The 24,449-nt window shown below is 64.6% G+C and carries 23 protein-coding genes and 1 pseudogene; 10 read left to right on the top strand and 14 right to left on the bottom strand.

Annotated features, from left to right (window positions below):
* Positions 1 to 63: 63 nt before the first annotated feature.
* Together ACFWAY_RS30185 and ACFWAY_RS30180 are read right to left on the bottom strand one after the other, a co-directional pair.
* A complete protein-coding gene (locus tag ACFWAY_RS30185; protein WP_378513142.1) occupies positions 64 to 291 on the bottom strand; it encodes a ferredoxin in 228 nt (75 codons plus the stop codon).
* Positions 288 to 1,511 (bottom strand): cytochrome P450, encoded by a 1,224-nt coding sequence (locus tag ACFWAY_RS30180; RefSeq protein ID WP_378513141.1) that lies wholly within the window; start codon positions 1,509 to 1,511, stop codon positions 288 to 290. Before ACFWAY_RS30180 ends, ACFWAY_RS30185 begins: the two co-directional genes overlap by 4 nt.
* A 398-nt stretch (positions 1,512 to 1,909) precedes the next feature.
* On the opposite strand from ACFWAY_RS30180, the gene ACFWAY_RS30175 reads away from it, so the two are divergent.
* Positions 1,910 to 3,106 (top strand): acetyl-CoA C-acetyltransferase, encoded by a 1,197-nt coding sequence (locus ACFWAY_RS30175; protein WP_378513140.1) that lies wholly within the window; start codon positions 1,910 to 1,912, stop codon positions 3,104 to 3,106.
* A 25-nt stretch (positions 3,107 to 3,131) separates the two neighbouring features.
* Here ACFWAY_RS30175 and ACFWAY_RS30170 read toward each other — a convergent pair whose 3' ends face one another.
* From ACFWAY_RS30170 to ACFWAY_RS30160, 3 genes are all read right to left on the bottom strand, one after another.
* The gene (locus ACFWAY_RS30170; RefSeq protein ID WP_378513139.1) at positions 3,132 to 4,022 is read right to left on the bottom strand and encodes an alpha/beta fold hydrolase; all 891 of its coding nucleotides are present in this window, start codon (positions 4,020 to 4,022) and stop codon (positions 3,132 to 3,134) included.
* Positions 4,022 to 4,300: a hypothetical protein gene (locus ACFWAY_RS30165; protein ID WP_378513138.1), complete on the bottom strand. Its 279-nt coding sequence runs from the start codon at positions 4,298 to 4,300 to the stop codon at positions 4,022 to 4,024. Before ACFWAY_RS30165 ends, ACFWAY_RS30170 begins: the two co-directional genes overlap by 1 nt.
* Before the next feature lie 211 nt (positions 4,301 to 4,511).
* Positions 4,512 to 6,053, bottom strand: a complete 1,542-nt coding sequence (locus ACFWAY_RS30160) for an MFS transporter (protein ID WP_378513137.1) — start codon at positions 6,051 to 6,053, stop codon at positions 4,512 to 4,514.
* A 504-nt stretch (positions 6,054 to 6,557) separates the two neighbouring features.
* Between ACFWAY_RS30160 and ACFWAY_RS30155 the strand changes: the two genes are divergently transcribed.
* From ACFWAY_RS30155 to ACFWAY_RS30130, 6 genes and pseudogenes are all read left to right on the top strand, one after another.
* Positions 6,558 to 7,304 (top strand): ABC transporter ATP-binding protein, encoded by a 747-nt coding sequence (locus ACFWAY_RS30155; protein ID WP_378513136.1) that lies wholly within the window; start codon positions 6,558 to 6,560, stop codon positions 7,302 to 7,304.
* 79 nt (positions 7,305 to 7,383) lie between these two features.
* Positions 7,384 to 8,157: an ABC transporter permease gene (locus ACFWAY_RS30150; RefSeq protein ID WP_378513135.1), complete on the top strand. Its 774-nt coding sequence runs from the start codon at positions 7,384 to 7,386 to the stop codon at positions 8,155 to 8,157.
* Between the two features lie 95 nt (positions 8,158 to 8,252).
* Positions 8,253 to 9,278: an ABC transporter substrate-binding protein gene (locus ACFWAY_RS30145; RefSeq protein WP_378513134.1), complete on the top strand. Its 1,026-nt coding sequence runs from the start codon at positions 8,253 to 8,255 to the stop codon at positions 9,276 to 9,278.
* Between the two features lie 58 nt (positions 9,279 to 9,336).
* Positions 9,337 to 10,674, top strand: a complete 1,338-nt coding sequence (locus ACFWAY_RS30140; protein WP_378513133.1) for a CapA family protein — start codon at positions 9,337 to 9,339, stop codon at positions 10,672 to 10,674.
* Positions 10,675 to 10,817: 143 nt separating this feature from the next.
* A pseudogene (locus ACFWAY_RS30135) lies at positions 10,818 to 11,207 on the top strand (MFS transporter); the annotation flags it as partial.
* Positions 11,147 to 11,914, top strand: coding sequence for an MFS transporter (locus ACFWAY_RS30130; RefSeq protein ID WP_378513132.1), 768 nt, complete (start codon positions 11,147 to 11,149; stop codon positions 11,912 to 11,914). The pseudogene ACFWAY_RS30135 and the gene ACFWAY_RS30130, both read left to right, overlap by 61 nt.
* Positions 11,915 to 12,048: 134 nt before the next feature.
* Here ACFWAY_RS30130 and ACFWAY_RS30125 read toward each other — a convergent pair whose 3' ends face one another.
* The 9 genes from ACFWAY_RS30125 to ACFWAY_RS30085 form a co-directional block, all read right to left on the bottom strand.
* On the bottom strand, positions 12,049 to 12,774 hold the full coding sequence (locus tag ACFWAY_RS30125) for a FadR/GntR family transcriptional regulator (RefSeq protein ID WP_378513131.1): 726 nt from the start codon (positions 12,772 to 12,774) through the stop codon (positions 12,049 to 12,051).
* 331 nt (positions 12,775 to 13,105) lie between these two features.
* Positions 13,106 to 14,074 carry a hypothetical protein gene (locus ACFWAY_RS30120; protein ID WP_172651819.1) on the bottom strand — a complete coding sequence of 323 codons (969 nt, stop codon included), beginning with the start codon at positions 14,072 to 14,074 and terminating at the stop codon, positions 13,106 to 13,108.
* Between the two features lie 53 nt (positions 14,075 to 14,127).
* Positions 14,128 to 15,318: an acetyl-CoA acetyltransferase gene (locus tag ACFWAY_RS30115; RefSeq protein WP_378513130.1), complete on the bottom strand. Its 1,191-nt coding sequence runs from the start codon at positions 15,316 to 15,318 to the stop codon at positions 14,128 to 14,130.
* On the bottom strand, positions 15,315 to 16,682 hold the full coding sequence (locus tag ACFWAY_RS30110; protein WP_378513129.1) for an OB-fold domain-containing protein: 1,368 nt from the start codon (positions 16,680 to 16,682) through the stop codon (positions 15,315 to 15,317). The genes ACFWAY_RS30115 and ACFWAY_RS30110 overlap by 4 nt, the downstream gene beginning before the upstream one ends.
* A gap of 1 nt (position 16,683) precedes the next feature.
* Positions 16,684 to 17,907, bottom strand: a complete 1,224-nt coding sequence (locus tag ACFWAY_RS30105; RefSeq protein WP_378513128.1) for a CaiB/BaiF CoA transferase family protein — start codon at positions 17,905 to 17,907, stop codon at positions 16,684 to 16,686.
* Positions 17,907 to 18,695, bottom strand: a complete 789-nt coding sequence (locus ACFWAY_RS30100; protein WP_378513127.1) for an enoyl-CoA hydratase-related protein — start codon at positions 18,693 to 18,695, stop codon at positions 17,907 to 17,909. Before ACFWAY_RS30100 ends, ACFWAY_RS30105 begins: the two co-directional genes overlap by 1 nt.
* A 2-nt stretch (positions 18,696 to 18,697) precedes the next feature.
* The gene (locus ACFWAY_RS30095) at positions 18,698 to 19,507 is read right to left on the bottom strand and encodes an enoyl-CoA hydratase/isomerase family protein (protein ID WP_378513126.1); all 810 of its coding nucleotides are present in this window, start codon (positions 19,505 to 19,507) and stop codon (positions 18,698 to 18,700) included.
* Complete coding sequence (locus ACFWAY_RS30090; protein WP_378513125.1) at positions 19,504 to 20,379, bottom strand: MaoC/PaaZ C-terminal domain-containing protein; 876 nt, start codon at positions 20,377 to 20,379, stop codon at positions 19,504 to 19,506. Before ACFWAY_RS30090 ends, ACFWAY_RS30095 begins: the two co-directional genes overlap by 4 nt.
* Positions 20,380 to 20,393: 14 nt before the next feature.
* A complete protein-coding gene (locus ACFWAY_RS30085) occupies positions 20,394 to 21,296 on the bottom strand; it encodes an SDR family NAD(P)-dependent oxidoreductase (protein ID WP_378513124.1) in 903 nt (300 codons plus the stop codon).
* A 147-nt stretch (positions 21,297 to 21,443) separates the two neighbouring features.
* Here ACFWAY_RS30085 and ACFWAY_RS30080 point away from each other — a divergent pair, with 147 nt between their 5' ends.
* Genes ACFWAY_RS30080 through ACFWAY_RS30070 form a run of 3 tightly spaced genes read left to right on the top strand, consistent with a single transcriptional unit; the run spans position 21,444 to position 24,447 of the window.
* Positions 21,444 to 22,178 (top strand): enoyl-CoA hydratase-related protein, encoded by a 735-nt coding sequence (locus ACFWAY_RS30080; RefSeq protein ID WP_378513123.1) that lies wholly within the window; start codon positions 21,444 to 21,446, stop codon positions 22,176 to 22,178.
* Positions 22,175 to 23,347, top strand: a complete 1,173-nt coding sequence (locus ACFWAY_RS30075; protein ID WP_378513122.1) for an acyl-CoA dehydrogenase family protein — start codon at positions 22,175 to 22,177, stop codon at positions 23,345 to 23,347. Before ACFWAY_RS30080 ends, ACFWAY_RS30075 begins: the two co-directional genes overlap by 4 nt.
* Positions 23,344 to 24,447, top strand: a complete 1,104-nt coding sequence (locus tag ACFWAY_RS30070) for an acyl-CoA dehydrogenase family protein (RefSeq protein WP_378513121.1) — start codon at positions 23,344 to 23,346, stop codon at positions 24,445 to 24,447. The genes ACFWAY_RS30075 and ACFWAY_RS30070 overlap by 4 nt, the downstream gene beginning before the upstream one ends.
* The last annotated feature ends 2 nt before the right edge of the window (positions 24,448 to 24,449 follow it).

Below are 24,449 nucleotides of genomic sequence, written 5' to 3'. Positions count from 1 at the left end.
ATGTTCTGGCCATTTCAGAAGCGCAAACAAACGTGGTCACGTCTCCGAAGCCGACGCGTCGCCTCAGCCATCGGCACTGACGGGCCGCGTCCTTACTGGAACAAACCTGATTGCCTGCTCTGGGCAGCTCTCGGCGCCCAACACAGCGGCGTCCTCCCGCCCCGGTTCCACCTCGCCCCCGGAGCCACGATCAGCGTTGAAGCCATCGTCGTCCGCCTCGAAGACTCCCGGAGCGAGTGAGTAACAACGGCCATGCCCCGTGCACAGGTCCCCATCAATCGAGTACCTCATCGGGGATCGCCGACCTTCGCACCGGGTGTGAATGTGACCGGCAGTTCGTTGATGATGCGCAGGAGACCAGTGGAATAGGTGACGGTGGCATCGTCCTTGAGCGCGATATCGGGCAGGCGTCGAAGAACCTGCTCGAGGGAGGTCTTGAGTTCGAGTCGCGCAGCATGCGAACCAACACAGCGGTGCGGACCCAACCCGAATACAGCACTTCTGGTCTGATCACGATCGGGCCTGAACTCGAGCGGCGCGTCATAGACTTGAGGATCGCGGCACGCGGCAGCGAAGTTCACCACGACACGGTCGCCGGGCTGAAACTGGGTGCCGGCCACCTCGATCGGTTTCGTCGCAGTGCGAGACGTTCCCGTAACTGGAGAGTTCAGTCGAAGCAGTTCCTCGACGGCGCGTTCGTGTTCGTCGGGATTCGCTGCGAGCCAGTCCCTATCCTCGGGGTGGGTTGCCAGGTGCAGCACCATGCTGCCAATCGCGGATGCTGTGGTTCCGACTGCCCCCGAGAGGAAAAGCGTGGCAACGTTGACCTTGTCATCCCAGGAGCATGGTCCGCCTGTTTCCGTGTCCACCCCCTCGAGGATCGAGTCGATGAAGTCACCCCGGGGTGGTTGCTGCTGGCGCTCCTTGAGGTACCCCTCAATGTACGTGTGCAGGGCCGCCCAGGCGGGGCCTTGCTCCTCCGGGGATCCCATGATCGCGTCGTCGACGACGTCCACCAGTCGGTCGAGAACCTCGAGAGGTGCCTGCAGCAGGGTCACGAAGAACACGCGGCCGGGCAGAAGCGCCGCGAACTCCTTCACAAAATCGCACTCACCAGTCTCGATGAAGTTGTCGATAAGGGCATCGACTTGCTTGCGCACCGAGTCCTCCCACTCCCCCACCTTGCGGACCGTGAAGTGCTTGTTCAGAGCGCCCCGCCAATTGGTGTGGTACGGCGGATCGATCTCCTCAGGAAGCACAGGGGGCATGCCGTCCGGACGATTCGGAAACATCCCGTCGACACTGGTGAACGTCCGCCAATCCTGAGCGACCCGTCGAACGTCTTCCTGCCGGTTCACGACGTAGTAGCCGCGACCTACCTTGCTGTGGGCGACCGGGCATTTCTCGAGAAGTTCCGTCAGGACATCGTCATAGTCGTCGTTGAACTCGGGCGAGTCGAGGTCGAAGTCGCTGAAATGGTCGCGCATCGCGGACCGCTGCTCTGTGGTCACTGGCACATTCCTCCATCGGTGTGATCTGAACCACTTTCGTAGAATGAAGTTCATCATGCACCTAATGCGCCCATAGTGCAATAGCTCACACGAACGACCTCAGCCCCGCCGACCTCGGTCGCGGCACGATGCACAGTTGGCGCAATCTCCGTAAGTTGCTGACGCCCCGACCATTCGGTTGCCCTCGCAACCGCTCCACCTACCTCGGTGGACTCCGCGTCGTCGATCGATGCGCCATATGGCTCCCCGCTCCGGCGGTCACCGACTCCAAGTTGCAATTAGGCGCATTATTCATCTGTTACATTTGCCTCTTCGCCGCGGCAAACCACTAACGAACGCGGTGCGTGCCGATTGATTCGGCACGCGACATTTTGGAACGACATGTGAGGAATGGTCGGATGAGAGATAGCTCCGTCATCGTTGCCGGCGCGCGCACCCCGGTGGGCCGCCTGATGGGATCGTTGAAGAACTTTTCAGGATCAGACCTGGGAGGAATCGCGATCAAGGCTGCGCTCGACAAGGCCGGCATCGCCGGCGACGCGGTCCAATACGTGATCATGGGCCAGGTTCTCACCGCGGGCGTGGGTCAGATCCCTGCGCGGCAGGCTGCGGTCTCGGCCGGCATTCCCATGACAGTTCCCGCGCTCACGGTCAACAAGGTCTGCCTGTCTGGAATCGATGCCATAGCGCTCGCTGACCAGCTCATTCGTGCCGGGGAATTCGACGTGATCGTCGCCGGCGGCCAGGAGTCGATGAGCCAAGCACCCCACCTATTGCCCAGGTCCCGAGAGGGATTCAAGTACGGCGAGGTCCTCATGACCGACCATCTCGCCCATGACGGTCTCTACGACATCTTCACCGACCAAGCGATGGGCGTGCTCACCGAAACCCGGAACGCCACCGACCCGAGGCCCGTCACCCGCGAGGAGCAGGACAACTTCGCCGCCGATTCACACCAACGTGCAGCAGCGGCATGGAAGAACGGGGTGTTCGACGACGAGGTTGTTCCCGTCACCGTGCCACAGAGGTCGGGCGAACCGCTCGTCGTCAGCCGGGACGAGGGCATTCGGCCCGACACCACGGCCGAGTCGTTGGCGTCCCTCCGGCCGGCGTTCAGCAAGACCGGTACCGTCACGGCTGGCTCGGCATCGCAACTATCGGATGGTGCAGCCGCAGTCGTCCTCATGAGTCGATCCCGCGCCGAAGCACTCGGGTTGCCCTGGCTGGCTGAAATAGGGGCACACGGTGTCGTTGCCGGGCCCGACTCGACTCTGCAGGACCAGCCCGCCAACGCGATCGCGGCCGCCTGCTCGAAGGAAGGCATCACGCCGTCCATGCTTGACCTGGTCGAGATCAACGAGGCGTTCGCCGCGATCGGCATCGCCTCGACCCGCGCCCTCGGACTCGACCCGGAACGGGTCAACGTCAACGGTGGAGCGATCGCAATCGGGCATCCGCTCGGTATGTCCGGCGCCCGCATCACCCTGCACCTTGCACGTGAGCTCCGGCGGCGTGGCGGCGGAACAGGCGTGGCCGCACTCTGCGGTGGCGGCGGGCAGGGCGATGCCCTGCTTCTACATGTACCGCGTTCGTAGCCAGTTCGGAGCTTGATATCGAACGTCAGCCGAGACGCGACCGGACGAGTTCAGCCAATTCCTCCGGTCGCGCACTCTGCACAGAGTGCAATTCGGTGTCGATGGTGACGACTTCAGTGGTTCTCGCTCGTCTCACGAACTCGGTAGCGTCGTCGAGTGGGACGACCCCGGATCTGGCTGCGCGGACGAGTGTCACGGGGACCGTGAGTTCACTGACCCTCGACCACTGTTCGCTGTAGTCGATTGGGTGGCTGTCCGCATTGGCGCGGTGGCGATGATCGGCGCGCCAGCGCCACAGCCCGTCCTTTCCCTGTATTGCGTTGTGCCGGACTCCCCGCCGTAAGGCATCGCGACTACGTGTGGGTTGCACTGCAGCGGCAGCGTCGACCATATCTTCGAAAGTCACGAAGTGATCAGCCCCTGCGGGCGGCCCCACCCTTCGGCTGTCGTGTGAGTGCTGTGCGGCTACACGGAGACCGGATTGCGGGGTCACATCGACGACGACGAGGTGGCGCACCCATGTGGACTGTGCAACCGCGAGGCAGATTGCGGTCAAACCACCAAGTGACATGCCAACGAGAACGCACGGGTTCGGCGCACTGATACGTAGGTAGCCTGCGACAGCGGCGGCGTGTGACGATGGCGTGTAGTCAGGGACATCATGCCAGTCCGAATGCCCATGCCCGGGCAGATCCACTGCGAGAGCAGGACGGCCCAGTGCGAGGACGGTCGCATCCCAGGTGTGCGCGTTCTGCCCATTTCCGTGGAGGAAGACAACTTCCGGTGCGCTTGTGCCCCATTTCAGGCCACTGACAGTCCGGGTGTCCACTGTGCGGTTGACGCGACGCACGACAGGCACTTGAAGCGTCGGTGAGATGGACTGCGCAATCTCCGGCAACCAAGCGAACTCGTCCATCATGAGAGGTTCGGGTATGCGATCGTTAAACTGTGCATCTCCTCGTCGGCACAGTTCGATTCAGGGATTACCTGCCACAATTTCTCGATGAACCGGCGCTTGGTCATTCCGAAGTTCACGAGGATTTCCTCCTCCGTTGCGCCCCCATATGGTGCCCACATGTTGGCGAACTCGATGAGGCGCTCTGCCTCGGTGTCAGGATGCTTGCGTTTGCGGTTGGCTTCGAGCCAAGCAGCGCGACGCCTCTGGCGCCATTGGCGATACTCGCGAGAGTTCATCGGATTTCACATCAAATCAGGGCTGAGAACAGCTTCGGGCGTGATCCCTGCAGCCCGCACTGCGAAGGACCCGAGCCGCAAGGCGCTCCTTCCGGAAGCGTCGAAGCTGTTCGGGTCCTTCGCGGTGTCGGATGCTCCTTGTGCCCGATCCGGACGGCAGCCGGTGTGCTTTAGGACGTTGACGGGTTCGGACTGGATAGGAGGCCCGGGGTCAGCTCCTGTCAGCGACGGTGGGAGCCCGTCGGTGATTGTCGACGTCGTCGGCGTATCTGCTCGAGACTGCCGCCGAGACGACGTCGGGTCCTTGATCAGCACGCGGTGTGGCTGTGCCCGCGGCGCCGGTGGCCGAGGAGTCGATACTGCTGCGCCTGTTCTTGATGGTCAGTCCCAGAATGAGCGTCGCTATGCACATTCCCGCGCACATCAGCCATACCGCATTGAAAGCCGCCCATGAGGGTGAGTCCGAGGCGGCAGCTGCATCCGTGGAGAGAATGCTTGCCGCGATCTGAGCTCCGGAAGTTGCACCGACTGCCTTGACCACGAAGTTGAGGCCGCTGAAGGCCGCAACCCGTTCGGGGGGTACGCCAGAGACAACAAGGTTCATTGCTTGGGTGATCGAGATTCCGCACCCGAATCCGACCAGGAGTAACCCAATGAGAACCGTGGTGAAGTTGCCGGCGGAAGCCATGAGGGAGAACGCCGCCGCTGCGATGGAGACCGGCCCGACAATCGTCGCGGTGCGCTGGCCGAGCTTGCGTTCGATCCACGTGGCGAGCGGCGCGGTGGTTCCGATGAGCATGGCCGGAACCAGCATGAAGCCGGTGAGGGTCGCGGATGCTCCGAGTCCATATCCCGTGCTGATCGGCTGCTGGATCTGCATCGGTACGGCGACGAGCATGGCGTTGATGCAGAAACCTGCCATCACCATCAGCCCTGCTGCTGTGAAGACAGAGTGGTGGGCCAGGAGGCGGACGTCGACCAGCGGATCACTGATCCGCAGTTCGGCTAGGCCGAAGACGAACAGGAGTCCGAGCGCGGCCCCGAGCAGCGCCAGGAACCCAATCGAGGTCCAGCCCCAATCGGGTGCGTAGGTGAACGCGAGGAGCAGTACCGAGAGGCCGGCCCCGAGCAGCGCGCTTCCGAGGAGGTCGATACGCCCGTGGCTCATGTTGGCCGGCGAGGCGGGGACGAGCCACCAGACAGCGGCAATGATGAGAATCAGAAGGAAGAACGGGAACCAGAACAACCAGCTGTAGTGGAGGTTGTCGGCGATCGGACCGGAGACGAGCATGGCGAGTGCGGTGCTACCGAAGATGGCGCCCACCATGATTCCGTTTCCGGCCTTTGTCCGCTCGACTGATTGCGTCTCGCGCATGATTCCGACTGCTAGTGGCACCGTGCTGAGACCGAATCCCTGGAGCATCTGTCCGGCGATCAGCATCGGCATGGACGCCGATAGGGCTGACACGAGAGCACCTATCGTGACGATGACCAGGACTCCCAGCAGTACCCGCCGCTTGTCCCAGATCTCTCCGAGTCTGGCGACAATGGGCGTCACGATGGGACCGGTCAGCAGGACGCCGGTCAGCACCCAGGCGATGCTGGCTCGCGAAGCGCCGAGTTCGGCCTGCAGGATCGGCAGCGCAGGCGAGGTCATCGATTCGAGCCCCTTGTAGGCGGCCACGGCGCCGATGACAACGGCGAGTATGACGCCCGCCTGGGCGCGCTGGGCGGATGGAGCAGGGGATTTCATCGGCGTTCTCCAAGACGTGGATCGGTTGAGCGCTGCGGTGAGGGATGGGTCTGCATTCTGCAGAGCAGGTGGTGTACGCGGGACGTGGAAGCGACGCATCTCCGGCCTCCAGGTATGGGAGGCGGAAGGAGAGATCGTCGGCGCATCGGGTGCATCCGGACTATTCGTCGCATGATTACCCAATAGAATCACGTGACCTGAGTCACGTCAAGATGCGCCGTCCCTGGCAGCTCACCTCGGCTGGCCACGACCGGCCGGCCCACGCTCCCGGACGACCACACCGGGAGAGTGCGCACCCGGCGGCGTCGTTGACGTGACGTGCGCCACGTGCTTCTATTTGTCTAATCATGCGCCGAATGCGCCTGAAGGTGAGGAGTTACCTTGTTACCAACCCGTTCGCCACACGCGAGCTCTAGCCCAGCCGCAGTCATGCCACCGTCGGCAACTCCTACGGATTCGAACGCGACCCGCGGGTTGAACAGTCTCAGCGTCACGGCCGAGAACGTGAGCCTGGACTTCCCAACCCGCGACGGATCGTCGCTGCGAGTCCTCGACGATGTCTCCGTACAGATCGAGCCGGGACAGTTCGTCTCGCTCCTCGGCCCCAGCGGATGCGGCAAATCCACATTCCTCAACGCCGTCGCCGGCCTGGCGACGATCTCCTCCGGCACCCTCCGGATCGGAGGCAGGGAACTGCAATCGATCAATGGTCGGGCCGGTTACATGTTCCAAGAGGACACCCTGCTGCCCTGGGCGAGCGCCCTCGACAATGTTCTCCTACCAATGCAGGTATCCAATCGGGTTGACCGAGCCGAAGCCGGTCGCCTTCTCGCGTTGGTCGGCCTGGAAGGCTTCGAGAACCGCAAACCTCGCGAACTGTCCGGCGGCATGCGCAAACGAGTGCAGTTCGCCCGCCTCCTCGCGCAAACTCCCGAGATCATCCTGATGGACGAACCGTTCGGGGCGTTGGATGCGTTGACCAAAATCGTTATGCAGCAGGAACTTCTACGTGTGTGGCAGATGAACCCGAAGACAGTTCTCTTCGTCACCCACGATCCGAGCGAAGCAATCCTGTTGAGCGACCGAATCCTGATGTTCAGCGCTCGCCCCGGACGCATCGTCGAAGACTACTCGGTCGACATCGAACGTCCGCGCGGCGATCTCGCACAGATCATGAAGCGCAATGACTACCGCGAACTCTATGACGAAATCCTGCACAAACTGATGTCCGGAGGCGACGACCATGCCTGACACCGCGATAACGACCGACAAACCCCGCGAACGGGAAGCAGAGAAAAGCCCCGGTTCGCGGACCGCCAGCAGGAGAAAGATGCGGTTGGGTCCGACCCTGAAACTTCTCACCCTGCAGGTTCTGCTCCTGATCGCGGCGCTCGCCATGTGGCAGGCGGCGGTAGAGATCGGCTGGATCGACCCATTCTTCGTCAGCGAACCCACCGCAGTGATCGAACGACTGCGCGAAGTCCTCGTCGACAAAGAACTCTATGTCGATGTGGCATTCACGATGCAGAACGTCCTCGTCGGATTCGCGCTGAGCGCGGTCACCGGTGTCGCCAGCGCCTGCATCATGTACAAGTTCCCACTGCTGCAGAAAGTGGTCGACCCGTACATTCTTGCCCTCTACAGCACCCCCCGCATCGCGATCGCCCCGTTGTTCATCATCTGGTTCGGGATCGGACCGGCATCGAAGATCGCCTTGGTCTTCTCGCTGTGCTACTTCATCATGCTGCTCAATACCTATGCGGGCCTGACCAACGTCGATCAACGGCTCATCAGCCAGGTGAAGATGATGGGAGCGAGCGATTGGTTCATCTTCCGGAAGGTCAGCCTGCCGGCGTCGGTGCCGTGGTTGCTCTCGGGTACACGCGTGGGATTGGGATTCGCCCTCATCGGCGCGGTCGTCGGCGAACTCATCATCTCAGAACACGGACTGGGCCTACGCATCTCGCGGGCGTCAGGTCTGTTCGACACCACCGGGGTCTTCACCTATCTGATCATCGTCGCGGCCCTGGGCGTGATCCTCGATCAAGCGGTGCGCCTGCTCGAAAAGTCCCTTTCCTCGTGGGGCAGTGCCACCGCCAAATAGTCAGCCACGCCTCCAATGACGACCCGTCTGACGGCATCCGGCCACACGCCTGAAGTGCTCGCAGGCCGTCCTCCCCAACCCGAAAGGAACACGCCATGCGAACGCGTGTTTTGCCTGTACTCATTGCCCTCTCGACGCTCTTGTTCGTCAGCGCCTGCGGCGGCGCCACCTCCCGCAACGCCGACGGCAATGCGATCAAGATCGCCGGGGTCAATTTGATGTGCTTCAGTCCCGCCTTCGTCGCCGAGAAGCTCGGCTACTTCGACGACGAAGGCCTCGACGTCACCATCGTGCCCACCGACAGCGGTGATGCCTCGGTCACGGCACTGCTCGGCCGCAGCGTCGTCGCCGTGACCACGGGCTTCGACACCCCGATCGAACTGACCGGGAAGGGTCAATCCATCCAGAGTCTGACGGGCCTCGAGATGGCGACGATCTACGCGTTCGTCGGCGGCAACACCTTTCCGCAGATCCCGGAGAACGACCCGCAGGCCTTCGTCGATGCAATGAAGGGCAAGAGGTTCGGTGTTGCCGCGTCCGGGTCCACCGGGGACAGTATCGCCCGCGGAATCTTCGCCGAGTACGGGCTCAACCCCGATACCGACGTCACCATCATCGCCGTGGGTACCGGCGCCGAAGCCAGTGCGGCCCTGCGAACAGGGTCGGTCGACGCCCTCATCACCTATGAGCCGGACCTGACCCAGATCACCACCTCGGGCACGGGACGGATCGTCTTCGACCTGCGCACCACCACGGCCGAATCCACCTACTCCAAGCTGCCGACCTCGACCCTGCAGGCGACCACCGAGTGGATCAACGACAACCCCGAGACCGCCCGGGCGCTGGTGCGTGCGGTGACACGAGCGAACAACACTCTGCGCGACGACCCCGCAACCGCACTGCCGGTACTCGAGGAGCTCTACCCCGACCTGGCACCGGACCTCGTCGCGAACATCTACAACGCCTCGCGCGATCACTTCACCTCGGAGATCTCACCGCAGACCTACGACGCGGCAATGAAGATCTACCAAAACACCGGCCTGATCACCGACGATGTTCCCTACGAGGAGGTCGTCGCCACGCAGTTCTCCGACATCTGGAATTCGAAGACTTCGGAGTAACACCATCACACCGGTCCAGTGACCGGACAAGAATTAGCGGTACCCAGAAGGAGCCTTAGTGTCCACCGTAAATGTCGTCGCCACCGGCGACGCCATCGTCACCCACCGCATCTCGGCGAACCCGAATGCCAACTTCACCGCCCTCGTCGACCTGTTGCGCAGCACCGACGTGACCATCACGAACGTGGAGATGGTCTTCCCCGGCCCCGGCCGCAAGCCGTCGACCACGTTCCACGGCACGCACCTGGGCGTCGAGCCCGAACTCTTGTCCGAGTTCGAGTGGCTGGGCATCAACCTCTACGGCATGGCCAACAACCACGCCAGCGACTACGGCACCGACGGCCTGGTGGCATCACTGGAGGAACTCGAAAAACGCGGACTTGCCTACGCGGGCGCCGGGCGCACATTGCGAGAAGCCCGCCAGCCGCGATACTTCGACGCCCCCGGAGGCCGTGTCGCCTTCATCTCCGCGGGCTCGAGCAACGCTCGACTGTCCCTCGCCGCCGACCCCGGCATCGCCGACGCCGGCCGTCCCGGTATCGCCCCGGTCCGGTTGCAGAAGACGCACTACATTTGGCAGGACCGTTTCGAGGACCTCCGCGAGATTCTTGCCGACGCCGGCGTCGACGTCACCTCGAGCGGCACCACCGCACCGGGCATCCATTTCCCGTACCCCGACCGCAACGTCTACGACCCGCCGCCGCCCGGTGGGATCGCCGTCGAGGGGGTGCATTTCGTCCCGGATGCGAACCCGCGGGTGCAGGAAGATGCGTTGACGCGGGATGTCGAAGCGTTGCAGTCCGTGGTGGACGAGGCGCGGCGTCAGGCGGATCTGGTGATCGTCGGGCTGCACTGCCACGAGGGCATCCAGGGCCGCTGGAACAACGAGGTTCCGGCCGAGTTCCTCCGGCCTCTCGCGCACGGGCTCATCGATGCCGGCGCGCACGGCGTTGTTGGTCACGGCCCGCACATGCTCCGTGGGGTCGAGCTCTACAAGGGGCGTCCGATCTGCTACTCGCTGGGCAACTTCGTGTTCAACCTTGAGGTGATCTCCGCGTTCCCGCCGGAGGTCTACGAACAGCAGGGCATGCCGCCTACGTCGACCACCGCCGACCTCTACGACGCGGTGACCGGGTACGCCGACCAGCCGAAGTTCTGGGAGTCGGTGGTCGCCCGCTTCTCGTACGACGACGGTGTCCTGACCGGCACGGAGCTGCATCCGATCACTCTCGGTCGAACCGAACCGCGCAGCCGCCGCGGGTGCCCGGAATTCGCCGCCCCCGACGACGCCGTCCGGATCCTCGAACGTCTCGACGAGTTGTCGGAACCCTTCGGATCACGGGTGAAGATCGAACGCACCGGCGACTTCTACGTCGGCCGGATCACCTCCACGTGATCACCAACGAAAAGTCCGACGGGTCCAATTCGGTTCTGCGAGAGCACCAAAGCCCCCGTTAAGCCTGCCCCATCGAGGCAACCCCGCACCGTGCATGCGGCCCCCGCCGCATGCACGGTGATGTCTGAGAGGAGTGCCCTGCAGTGGTCACGTCAGGTCCGACAACTTTCCGGGTCGCTGCCGGAGCCATCGCGGTGACCACCTCGACGGCGCTGCCGGTTTTCCTCACCGGCGCCCTGGCGGTGCAGATTGCCGCAGACCTGCACCTGGATCCGGCCGGCCTCGGGCTGGCCGTCGCGCTCTACTTCGCGGTGAGCGCGACTGTCGCACTGCCCGCCGGCCGAATCATCGACCGCATCGGTAGTGGCGTGTCGAGCACTGTGGCAGTAGTCGGGGCGGCAGTGTTCATGTTGCTGATCGCCGGTCTTGCGCAGTCGTACCGATCGCTGCTCGTCCTTCTCCTCGCCAGCGCGTGGTGCAATGTCGTGGGCCAGCTGTCGTCGAACTCGTCGCTGGCGAGGTCGATGCCCGCGGACCGCCTGGGATCCTGCCATTGGGATGGCGCTGGTCCTTTGTCATCGGTGCGGCGATCGCGCTGTGCGCGCTGGCCGCCACCCCTCGTGGCAGCCGGCCGGCGCGTCCACCCCTTCCAGCAGCACGATCGGCCACCCCGCTGGCTCTCGCTGTCATCGGCGCGGCGGCGAGCCTTGCCGCCGCGGCGGCGAACGCCATGACCATCTTCCTCGTCGCGTCCTCGGTGTCCCGTGGCATCGCCCCCGCGACCGCCGGGCTGGTCCTGACCCTCGGCAGCGTGATCGCACTGTTCATGCGGATGCTGCACGGGTGGCTTGCCGACCGTCGCCCCACCGGTCACTTCGCTTATGTTGCCGGAAGTCTCACCCTCGGAGCGATCGGGGTTGCGCTCCTTGCCCTACCGGGTACGGTTCCCCTCCTCGTAGGTGTCGTACTGGGCATGGGCCTGGGCTGGTCCTGGCCGGGGCTACTGCAGTTCGCGATCGTCCGGCTCAATCCCTCGTCGCCGGCCACCGCGACGGGGGCCGTACAGGTCGGTGTCTACGCGGGCGGATGCCTCGGCCCACTCTGTTTCGGGTTCATCGCAAATGCACTCCGGCTTCGCAACAGGGTGGATCCTGGTAGCGGGCGCGATGGTGACAGCGGCCTGCGTGTTGATGATCGGCCGACGCATGCTGCGCTCGGGCTCACCGCACATGCGCGATGACCGCACCACTGTCGCATCAGAACACACGTCGTCCTAGTCTTGCCGCTCTCGCACTGCGCGTGCTCGTGCGAATGCAGGACGGGCATGGGTGCGACCGACGGTCGCGTCGCACCCATGCCGGACTGCTGTGGTCGTCAGTGCCCACCAGTCATGACGGACCCGAAACCCTCGGGAACGTCCCGCAGCCATTGTTCTTGAGGCACGATCGGCCGTTCGAGTCGACCGGCGCGACCCATCCGCTCTTCGAAGGCCTCGAGGTGTTTCATCATCGCCCGCGTAGCGCGGGCGGAATCGCCAGCCACGATCGCCTTGGCGATAGCCATGTGCGCATTATTCGCTTCCTCGACGACCGAATCATCTATCGATTCGCTGCGAAGATGCTCTCGGAGAAGGTCATGCGGCACCATGACCAACACGCGCAACAGCAGGTTGTCGGCCAGCTCGGCGACACGCTCGTGGAAGGCGACCTCATTGTTGTATCCCGGCATCGATCCGTGCTCGGCGAGCTTGAGCAGGCTGCACTTGTCCTCCTTGCTCGCGATGGAGGCGGCGAGACCTGCCGCTGGCGGCTCGACCATCTTCCGATAGGTCGTCAGATCACGCAGCGGCGCCTTCGACAATGTGAGCACCGGTGCGATTCCGTGGCTCAGACTCGACAGATCGGGCTGCGCGACGAAGATGCCGCCGTGAGAGCCGCGCTTGATGACAACGAGGCCTTGCGCTTCGAGAAGCCTGATCGCTTCTCTGACCGAGGCTCGTCCGAGACCGCTCTGCTCGATCAGCTCGGGTTCGCTCGGTAGCGCCGTACCCGGTTCGAGGCCGTAGCCGAGAATCTTGGCGCGGATTTCCTGCGCCAACATGGCCGCAGCCTTGGGCAACTTGCGGTCACTTGCGACGGCAAAAGACCGCACGGGAGTTGCGGTGCTACGTTCCCCGTTCGTACTCAGCGCAGGCATATCGGCCACACCGGACCTTTCGTCAATGCCTGTGACCGCTCAGTATGGGTGTCACCCTCTCAGCCACAGGAGTTAGGTGCATCATTCGACAAAATCTTATCATTCCCCTACCAGCAAGTCGGGTTCCGCGCGGAGTGTCTGCGCCGCCCGTCAGCTGTTGGATTTCGAGTGTGCGGGGAGTGCAGTGGACCCGGCCGGGTCCGCGCGAGTTCGGCCCCGGCCGGGTCACCTCTGATTACTTCTCGTAGAAGTAGAGAGCACTACCGTAGGTGGGCGCGTCGACGCGGTGTTCCTGGCCCTGGTAGGTGACGACGCCGGTGGCGTGTCCGGCCCCGTAGAGACCGGCCCACTTGGCCCGGGGGTCCGGGTCATCGAAGTAGTCCCGCAGAGCCAGTCGGTTCGGGTTGCGCACAACATCGATGGAGGCGCTGCCGCCATCGCCCTCCGCGGTGAGCCGGTATCGCATCGGGTGGTCGATCTCCTCGAACCCGGGGAGCTTGGCGGTCTCCTGGATGTCGACCTCTACGTCACCGAAGTCCACCATCGACTTGCCGTCGACTGTGAACGTCAGTGTCTGGAGCTGGATGCTTCCGTCGTTCTTCCAGACCTTGTAGAACAGCGGAATGCTGAACGGCGATTCTCCGGCTCCGGGGATGCTCTCCCACAGACCGCGGTTGATACCCGGAGTCCAGAAGCGTCCGCGGCGCCGTTCGAGGTAGCCGGCCCCCTTCACACTGGTCGATGTCCCGCCGCGGGTGAGCGTTCCCTGCACCGTGAAACGGGGAACGTAGTGCCAGGTGATACCGCGCAGGTTCGGCAGGGCCTCGAACGCCGGCGTCTCCGCGCTCATGTGGACCTCGAGCGACACCTCCTCGCCGTTGTGCGTGCCTTCGACGTAGATGTCGTACTCGGGGAAGGTGCCGCGAATGTACTGGTTGCCGAACTGGACGTCGACACCCGACCGCGAGGTCTTGAAGGTGCCGAGCGGCTGGTACAGCTGCGTGAGGTCGATGACCTCATCCTTGGTGTGCAGCGAGCAGATCCAGGCTTCGTCGAGCGATCCGAGTGCCGGCCAGAAGTACAGGGCCGTATCGTTGCCGGCCTCGTCGACGAGGTCGGCGTGCGCGCACCACCACTGCATCTTCGGGCTGTAGTAGGTGCCCTCCAAGTCCTGGGTCAATTCGGCTGGTTCGAGAATGGACAATTTTTTTCCTTTCGGTGATTACAACGTGAAGACGGTCGGTGTAACCGTCGTCGTCAGTGGTCCGACGGTTCCTTGCCGACAATGCCGACGAAGGAGACGCATCGGCCTGGCCGTCCGCCAAGGTTGTGGGTGAGTCCGATCTTGGGATCCTTCAGTTGCCGCGGTCCCGCCTCGCCGCGGAATTGCAGCCAGCACTCGAACATCATTCGCAGGCCCGTCGCTCCGATCGGGTGTCCGAACGACTTGAGTCCTCCGTCGATGTTGACCGGCAGGGCGCCGTCCGCGTCGAAGACACCGTCGAGGACGTCGAGCCAGCCGTGTCCTCGTTCGGAGAATCCGAGATCTTCCATGAGCACGAGCTCGGTCGGGGTGAAGCAGTCGTGGACTTCGGCGAGCGAGATTTCTCGCCGGGGGTCGGTGATGCCGGCCTGCCGGTACGCATCGGCCGCACAGGTGATGACTTCCGGCACCGAGGCGAACGACGCGTCGTCGTCGAGGATGGAGTATCCGTTTCCTGCCACCACCGACAGCGCTTTGACGAACATCGGAGTGTCGGTGTACTTGTACGCGTCCTCGGCCCGCACGACGAGCGCCGCCGCGGCACCGTCGGCAACTCCGGAGCAGTCGAGCACCCCGAGCGATCCGGCCACCAACGGCGACCGCGAGACCGCCTCGGCCGTCACGGGAGTGCGGAACTGCGCCCGGGGATTCAGCGCGCCGTTCGCGTGGTTCTTCACAGCGATGTGGCTGAGGGTCTTGCGCATCATCGTCGGGTCGACATCGTATGCCTGCTCGTACGCGGGAGCCAGGTACGAGAAGGCTGCCGGCGCCGTGGTTTCCACCGATGTTCCGTCGTCCGGCGGGTCGTTGCGGACCAGTCCGGAGAATCCGGAGTCCTTCAGTTTCTCGACTCCGGTGGCCATCACGACGTCGTAGGCGCCGGAGGCCACCGCGTAGACGGCACCGCGCAAAGACTCCGACCCGGAGGCGCACATGTTCTCCACGCGGGTCACCGGTTTTCCCCGGGATTTCAGGGCGGTGGACAAGGTCAGTCCGCTGTATCCCGAATCCATCGTGCCGAGCCAGAATGCGTCCACGTCGCCGAGGGACGCGTTGGCGCTTTTCAGGCAGTCGGTGGCCGCTTCGACGAGGAGATCCGAGGTGCTGCGATCCCACAGTTCACCGAATCGTGTGCAGCCCATTCCCACGATGGCGACCTTGTCGCTGATGCCATGGCTATTCACTGTGCACCGCCCTCCGCTGTTGCTTTCCACACGTAGTTGTGCACGCCACCACTGGAATGGCGGCGGCGAAACGTCATCCGCGCCGGCGCACCGACGAACAGTGAGTCGGGATCGGTGTCGGTGATCTCCACTTCCAGCCGCCCTCCCCCGTCGAAGCCGACGACGGCCGCGACCATCGGCGGGTTCAGGGTGTACGCCAGCCGGTCCACACTGAACGTGCGAATGGTGGCGTTCTTGTCCGTCATCACGACCGGGTCGCCGTGCTCGGTCGAGCCGCACCGGACACACACTTGTTGAGGTGGTGTCGACACGTTGCCGCATGCCAGGCAGGTGGATCCCTGCAGCGCGTACTTCCACTTCACGCCGCGCATCGCGGCGGGAGCGCTGACGGTCCGCGGTTCCGGTCGTCGTGGAGGCTCCCGGTCGAGGATTCCACGCCAGGTGAGGGCATCCAGATAGCTGGGGACCACACCGGAGTCGATGGGGCCGGGGTGGAAGGCGCCGTGCACGTTGTCGGTGACGCGCACCGTGAGGACATCGCAGCCGTCGGCCAGGCTGACCGCGGTCAGCGTGTGACCGCTGCTGGCGGCGGCGAGTGCATCGGACAGCTTCACCAGCAGATCTGCGGCGCCGGCGTACCCGACCCCGTCGAGGGTGTGGACGGTACCCAGGGCGGCGAGTTCCTTGCCCGCCGCCTTCGTCAACCGTGCCGAGGGTGCGCTGACCACGACCTGATCACAGGTATCGACCGGGGAGTCTTTGAGAGCAGCCGAGAGCAGCGACAGGTACCGCGAGACCGGGAACCGGTCTTCCGACTGACTGATCCAGGGCTTTGTGGGGTCTCGCCAATGGTCTTGGATCTCCTCGGTCATGCTCACGGCGCCGGTGATGACTGCCGCGGCAGAGTCGGCGTCACCGACCAACAACGCGGCGCCGGCGTCGCCGTGCAGCAGTTCGATGGGTGAACCCGGCCGCGAGGTGTTGATGTCGCCGGCCAGGATGAGTGTTCCCGGTTCGGCGGACAGCAAGACACCGAGAACCGACCGAAGCGAGCCTCCGGCGTCGTAGGCGGGCACATGGGGATCGAGGCCCAGTGCGGCGTGCGCCGCACTGGCGTTGTTCTTCACCAGGTAGGGCGCCGTCGTGGAGCAGAAGACCAATGCCGTGGCCTGTCGCAGTGCCTCGGTCGGCAGTCGGCGGGCCGCCTCGATCGCGAGGGTGAGGGAATCTTCGTCCGGCCCCGCGAGGCTGCGTTGGCCGCGCCCGCCTTCGCGGTTGTGGCTTCTGGCTATTTCGGCCCCGGTCAGCCGGTAGCGGGGAAAGTAGCTTGCGGCCGCGCGGATCCCGATTTCGGTCTTCACCATCTCACCCCAGAGCTCCCCTGGCCGACAGGTCATCGATCTCGGCGCTGTCAGCTCCAATCCAGTCCCGCAGGATGTCTGCGGCATGCTGTCCCGGCCTGTCGGCGGGGAGCCGATCCTGGGGTTGCTTCGCGTTTCCGGTCATCCGCCAGGGCGCACCGGGCGCGATGAGGTCATGACCTCGAACATTCCACTCGGAGAAAAAGTCCCGGTCGTGCAGCTGAGGGTGCTCGAGGATCGCGGCGACGTCGTTGACACTGGCGCAGGCGAGGCCGGCGCCGGCGAGTGTATCGACCAGCTCGGGGCCGTCCCACTTGTCGAAAATCGGGCGGAGTTGCTCGTTGAGTAGTTCTCGATTGCTGACCCGCATCGGTGCTGTCGCGAACTCTGTTTGGGTGCAGAGATCTTCGCGTCCGAGTACGGAGCAGAAGGTAGCCCAGTGCGCCTCGGTCAGGATGGCGATCGCGACCGGAGTTGTGGCGGTGGAATAGACCTCGTAGGGCGCCAGCAATGGGTGCGCTGTTCCGATCGGCTTGGGCATCACCCCGGAGAGTCCGTAGCTGAAGATGTTGAACGCCATGGTCGACGCGGCCACGTCGAGCATGGAGACATCGATGTAGCGACCCTGCCCCAGGGCTTCCTTCCCGCGGAGCGCGGAGGCGACGGAGAATGCTGCGACCATGGCGGCGAGCACGTCGACCACGGCGGTCCCGACTTTGGCCGGCGACTCCTCATCGGTCCCGGTCACCGACAGCAACCCCCCTTCGGCCTGAATCAGCAGGTCGTAGGCGCGGCGGTCACTGTAGGGTCCGGTCTCGCCGAATCCGCTGACCGAGCAGTACACGAGATCGGGGTGCGATTCGGTCAGGGTGTCGTAATCGAGCCCGAGTTTGCGCATCACGCCGGGCGAGAAGTTCTCGACCACGGCATCGGCTTCGGCGATCAATCGCTTGGCCGTGGCGAGGCCCTCGGGAGATTTGAGGTCGAGGACGATGGACCGCTTGTTGCGGTTCACCGCCAGAAAGTGGGGGCTCAGTCCGTCGAGGTCGTTGCGCGTCCACGCGCGGACGTGATCGCCGGTTCCCGGGGGCTCGACCTTGACCACGTCCGCCCCCATGTCGGCGAGCATCATGGTCCCGTACGGAGCCGCCCAGGCGTGCTCGAACGCGATGATCTTGATTCCGTTCAGCGGCCCCGCGACCGGGTAGGTACCGGATGGATAGGACATCATGCCCTCCGAAACTTGTTGTAGTTCGGTTCGCGCTTCTCCGCGAATGCTGTTGTGGCCTCACGCTGTTCGTCAGAGCCAAAGAAGGAGGCGAGGCTTTCGACGATCATCGGGATGACGTCGTCGCCGAGCACGTTCTCGGCCCCGATCGCGGTCTTGAGGACGCGCAGGACGGTCGGGCTCTTACCGAGTAGGTCCTGGCACATCTTCTCGACGGCATCGTCGAGGGTGCCGCTCGGGGCGATCCGGTTGATCAGGCCCATCTGGAGGGCTTCTTGAGCGGTGTACTGCTCGCACAGCATCATGATCTCGCGGGCCTTCTTCTCGCCGACGATCTTCGGCAGCAGGCGGGTGAGGTAGATCGGAGCGCCACCGACCTTGGCCCCGACCTGGCCGAATCGGGCGCCCTCGTCGGCGATGGTGATGTCGGCGAAGCAGTGCAGTTCGTGGCCGCCGCCGATGCACCAGCCGTTCACGGCGGCGATGATGGGAATGCCGATCCCGCGCATGGTGGCGAACAGATCGCGCAGTTGCTGCGCGACCGCCCGCCATCCCCGGGCGTCCAGACGCGAGACCAGTTCCTTCTGGTCCGCGCCGACGCAGAAGGCGCGGTCGCCCGCCCCGGTCAGCACCGCGACGCCGATCGTCGGGTCCTCGTCGGCGCGCCGGAACGCTTCGATCAGTTCCTGGACCGTGGTCGTGCGCAGCGCGTTGAGCGACTCCGGCCGGTTGATGGTGATGGTGGCCACGCCGTCGCGCGCGGTGTAAATGATATCGGTGAATGTCACGTTCATCGTCCCTTGAAAACTGGTGTCCTGCGCTCCGCGAAGGCCGCGAGACCTTCGGCGAAGTCGGCTGTCTTGAAACAGATGTGTTGCCCCCAGCTCTCGAATTCGAGCTGCCCCTCCAGGGTGAGCTGATCCGAACGCTGGATTGCGCGTTTGGTGAACGAGAGCGCCACCGCGGGCCCGGCCGCCAGCTGCGCGGCGAATTCGTGCACCGCGTTGTTCAGTTCGGCGTCGGGCACGACCTCGTCGGCGAGACCCAGTTGCAGCGCCTCGTTCGGTGTCACGGTCGCCCCGGTCATCAGGATCCGGGCGGCACGCGAGCGGGGAATCAACCGGGGCAGCAGGTACGTCAGGCCGCTGTCGGGCATCATGCCCCGCCGCACGAACGCCGCCACGAACGTCGCCGATTGTGCGAGGAAGCGGAAGTCCGCGGCGCAGGCGATGGACATTCCGCCGCCGCCGGCGACGCCGTTGACCGCGGCAATGACGGGTTTGGGGATCGACCAGACCGGCTGTACGAAGGCCCCGACCGCGCGCTCCAATGTTGTCGCATCGGCGGCGTCGACGACCTTGGGAATGCGTTCCTTGACGTCTGCGCCCGAGCAGAATCCGCGGCCGGCGCCGGTGATCACGACTACCTTGACGCGGTCGTCGTTGGTCACCTCGCGGCATAGCGCAGGCAAGGTCGCGGTCAACATCTCGGTGGTCAGCGCATTGAGCGTGTCCGGGCGGGACAAGGTGATCGTCGCGATGCCCAACTCGTCGACCTCATAGAGGATGTCGGAGGAGCCAAGCTGCGTCACGTCCGTCATTTCGCTCTCCGTTCCGATCGCAACTCGATCTGGCCACCGTCGAGGACCATCGCCGCACCGTCGTCGGTGAACGACCGGAACCGGACCGTGTCACCGTCCTGCCACATATCCGTCCGCAGCCGCTGGCCCGGGAAGACGGGCGTCTTGAAGCGCACCTGAACGGACTCGAGGGCGCCGACGTCGCCGTCGGCCAGCTCTCGGATCACCGACCACGTCGCGTGCGCGAAGGTGCACAGGCCGTGCAGAATCGGGCGCTCGAAACCGGCCTCGACCGCGATCTTCGGGTCGGCGTGCACGGGGTTGTAGTCGCCGCTGAGGCGGTAGATCAACGCCGCTCGCGGTGAAATCTCGCTCTCGACGGACGCCGTCGGGGAGCCCTCCGGCCACGGCGTGGCCGGTTGTTTGGTCCGGGTCGGGCCGCCGAAGCCGCCGTCCTTGCGGCAGAACAGCGTGCTGTCGGAGGTGGCGACCAGTGCACCGGTCTGCGCGTCGAAGAGGCGGCGTCGCCAGCGGACGAGGGCTCCGCGGTTCGGGCCCTTGTCTTCGACGTCGACCACCTGTGTCTCGCACCGCAGCGGGTTGTCGGGGTGCAGCGGGGCGTGAATCTCGAGTGACTGTTCACCGTGGACGACGTGCACCCAGTCGATGCCGGTGGCGGGATCCCGGAACCACGGGCCGGGGTGGCCGATGACCGCTGCCATGGTGGGCAGAACCGTGAGATTGCGTTCGTAGACGTACGGGAGTTCCGCCTCGTCGGTCGGATCCGAGCCCAGGCCGACCCCGAGCGCGTAGAGCATGGCGTCGCGCGCGGTGTAGGAGTGCTCGGACGTCGGGAACGGATAGTCGAGCAGTTTTGCGGCGTCGATTGTCATCGCGTGTTCGCCTTTCAGGCGGGGTCGTAGGAGAAGATCTGCGGCGAGGTCTCGAGCGGGACGAGGCTGGTGGCGATGGCGGGTCCGAAGTGCGAGGCCAGTGTCTCGGCGTTCCAGCCGTCCGTGCGGGTCATCGTCTTGAGCGGTCGCGGCTGGCTCATCAGCATGATCTCGTTGCCGCGCACCACGAAGATCTGGCCACTGATGTTCTCGGCCTCCTCACCGAGCAGGTAGTTGACCAGGGGCGCAACCTGTTCGGGCTTCATTGCTTTCATCCGTGCGAGCCGGGCCTTCTCTGCCGGGGTCTCGTCCGGCAGGGTTCCGATCAGCCGGCTCCATGCGAAGGGGGCGATCGTGTTCGACCGGACGTTGTACCGGGCCATGTCCAGTGCGATCGACCGCGACAGGCCGACGATGCCGAGCTTGGCGGCGGAGTAGTTCGCCTGGGCGAGGTTGCCGATGAGACCGGCCGTCGAGGTCATGTGGACGAACGCGCCGAACGACTGTTCGCGGAAGACTTCGGCGGCTGCCCTGCTCACCGAGAAACTGCCCTTCAGGTGAACCTTGAGTACCGAATCCCAGTCGGACTCGGGCATCTTGTGGAAGATGCCGTCGCGCAGGATGCCGGCGCAGTTCACGACGCCGTCGAGCTGACCGAATTCGTCGACGGCCGAGCGGATCATCTCCCGGGACGAATCCCAGTTGCTGATGTCCGCTGTGCTCGCCAGTGCCTGCCCGCCGGCGTCGCGGATTTCCTTCGCGACAGTCTCGGCGGGTCCGTCGTCCGCTCCGTCACCCTGCGGCCCGGCACCCAGGTCGTTGACGACAACGGACCACCCGGCACCCGCCAACGAGAGTGCTACTGCACGCCCGATTCCACGGCCCGCTCCGGTAACCACCGCGACCCTGCTGGTCATTCGATCATCTCCTCTTCTCGACTTACACCGCTGCGCGATGTGACCGCAACGACGTGGCAACGACGACGTGACGCCGCCCACTTGACACATTAGGTTAATCTTGCGCCAGATTCCAATAATTCGCAATCGTCCCCGGAAGGAGCTCGCATGGGAGTCATCGACACCGACTGTGTCGAAGGCATAGGCGTGGTTACGTTGAACGATCCCGCACGACGTAATGCGATCACTGTCGATCTAGCCGACGAACTCGCCGACGCTCTCGCCCACCTGGAGGGCATCCCGTCAGTGAGAGCAGTCGTGGTAACCGGAGCGGGTTCGGCGTTCTGCGCGGGCGCCGACCGCGGTGCCCTGATCCACGCCGATGAACAGGTCCTCCGGCGCATCTACGAGGCGTTTCTCCTCGTCCGCAACTTCCGGCTGCCCACGGTGGCGGCCGTCAACGGCCCCGCGGTCGGGGCGGGTTTCAACCTCGCCCTCGCCTGCGACGTACGGATCGCCGCGGAGTCGGCGGTCTTCGATGCCCGGTTCATTCAGATCCCCATCCATCCCGGTGGCGGTCACACCTGGATGCTGAATGAATTGGTCGGTCCGCAGGCGGCCGCCGCAGTGACCCTCTTCGGAGCACCCGTCGACGGTGCCCGCGCCAAAGAGCTCGGGTTGGCCTGGTCCTGTGTGCCAGACAGCGACCTGTTGCCCGCCAGCTTCGACTTCTGCCGAACCATCACACGCGCCCCCCGTGCGCTCGCAGTTCAGGTGAAGTCGACATTGCGGTCATCGGCACAGTTCCGCGACCACGCCCAGGCGATGGAACACGAGCTTCGAGAACAGCTGACGAGCGTGCGCCGGCCCGAGTTCCGTGAACAGTTCAAGGTCGGCCGATGAGTACGCTCGTCGAGTCGGTGCTCGAACTCTTCACCGAATCCGTCCCGCCCGAACCGGACGAGATCACCGCCGAACGTCACCGCGTCCGCACCTTCCTCGAGCAGGCCACGCACTCGGGTCTGATGATCTCCGAATGCGACAGCTGGCTCTCCGGCCACTCGGCTGCCTTCTCCGCCGAACTGGGCCGACAAGGCTGGATCGGAATGACCTGGCCAGAGCAGTACGGCGGGCGAGCGACATCGGCACCCGCGCGGTTCGCCGTGATCGAGGAACTACTGGCCGCCGGCGCACCGGTGGCGGCGCACTGGTTCTCCGACCGCCAGATCGGCCCCTCGCTGCTGCGCCATGGCTCCGAGGCACAACGGGAGTTTTTTCTCCCGGCGATGGCCCGCGGTGAACTCTTCTTCTGCATCGGCATGAGCGAACCGGAATCCGGATCCGATCTCGGATCGGTGCGCAGCCGCGCGTCACAGACGGCCGGTGGTTGGCTGGTGAACGGATCGAAGATCTGGACCAGCCACGCCGACAAGGCGCATTACATGCTGGCGCTGGTCCGAACCGGACGAGTCGAGGAACGAGCTGCCGAGGCGCTGACCCAGGTCATCATCGATATGCGGCAACCGGGGATCACGGTGCGGCCCATCCGGACGTTGGACGGGCGCGAACACTTCTGTGAGGTGATCTTCGACGACGTCTTCGTCCCCGATGACAACGTGCTCGGTCGTGTCGACGGCGGCTGGCAGCAGGTCATGGGCGAACTCGGCTTCGAGCGCAGCGGCCCGGAGCGTTTCCTGTCGACGTTTCCGATGTTCGCCGCCCTCGCGTCCGACAACGGCGAGCCGAATCAGGCGCGGGACGAAGACCTCGGGTCCGTCATCGCCCGGTTGTCCGTGCTTCGCGCGATGTCGACGCGGATCAATCACCACCTCGACGGTGACGACGCACCGGGGGTGGCGGCGGCGATCGTCAAGGATCTCGGGACGACTCTCGAGAACGACACGATCGACATCACCCGACGCTGGATGGACAGCATCGCCGACCCGCAGCGGGCGTCCGATGTTTCCCGATGGTTCACCCAGGCCCAAACCCACGCCCCTGGCTTCACCCTCCGGGGTGGCACCAACGAGATCATGCGCGGAATCATCGCGCGAGCATTGGAAGTCTCATGAGTGACTTGGATTCCTTGCTGTCGCAGCTCTTCGGTAAGGAAGACACTTGTGCCGGTGAGGATATCGACGGGACCGCCTGGTCCAGGCTCGTCGAATCCGACCTCACCCGTGTCGGTATCGAAGACAGTCTCGGCGGCGCCGGCGGCGACTGGTCGGATGCCGCCGCCGTCACCATCCGAGCGGCTCAGGCCGGAATCGCCGCCCCTCTGACGGAGTGCCTGTTCATTGCCAGCCACCTGGCCGCGAAGACCGGGAACACGCTCCCCCCTGGACTGGTCACCACCGCAGTCGCGGCGCGTGGGACCAGCACGCTGACGAAGACCACCCGGGGCTGGCACCTCACCGCAGCCTTCGAGAAGGTGCCGTGGGGCAGCGTCTGCGACGAGCTGTGGGCCCTTGTCCCCACCACGCCAGGGAAGGTCGCGTTCGTCCGGATCAACCGGAAGGATCTGGTCGCGACCCCGCGACTGAGCCTGGGTAACGAACCCCGCGACGATCTCCATGTCGACACCGAGATCGGCGTCCACAACGTGATGGATGACGACGTCATCGACGAAGTGATGCTCTTGGGAGCGCTGGGGCGCAGCTGCCAACTACTGGGCGCCCTTCGCTCGTGCCTCCGCCTCTCCCACGAGTACGTACTGGTCAGGCATCAATTCCGCAAACCCCTTGCCGTGCACCAGATCGTGCAGCACACGATCGCAACCATCGCCGAGGAAGCCGCGGCGGCCGAGTCAGCCGTCATCGCGGCAGTACAGCAGCTTCCCGCACCGGGGCATCCTCCGGCGGCCCCGGCTGTCCTGGCCATTGCCGCCGCGAAAGTACAGACCTCGACGGCAGCGACCCGCGTAGCCCGTGCCGCTCATCAACTACACGGGGCGATGGGACTGACCGCCGAGCACCCCCTGCATTTCCATTCGACCAGGCTCTGGTCGTGGCGGGACGAGTTCGGAACCGAAGCTCACTGGTCGGCCCAGATCGCCGACCTCGTACGCACCACATACGCCGGCGATGTGTGGGCAGCGCTGACTGTCCCCTCCTCCGGCGCCGCCCTGGGTGGTCTTGCAGCCGCGGCCACCTCCAACCTCTCGAAGGGATAACT

It is taken from the genome of Rhodococcus sp. NPDC059968 (genome assembly GCF_042738615.1).
Lineage (GTDB): Bacteria > Actinomycetota > Actinomycetes > Mycobacteriales > Mycobacteriaceae > Rhodococcus_F.
This window is presented reverse-complemented; position numbering and strand designations above follow the sequence as displayed.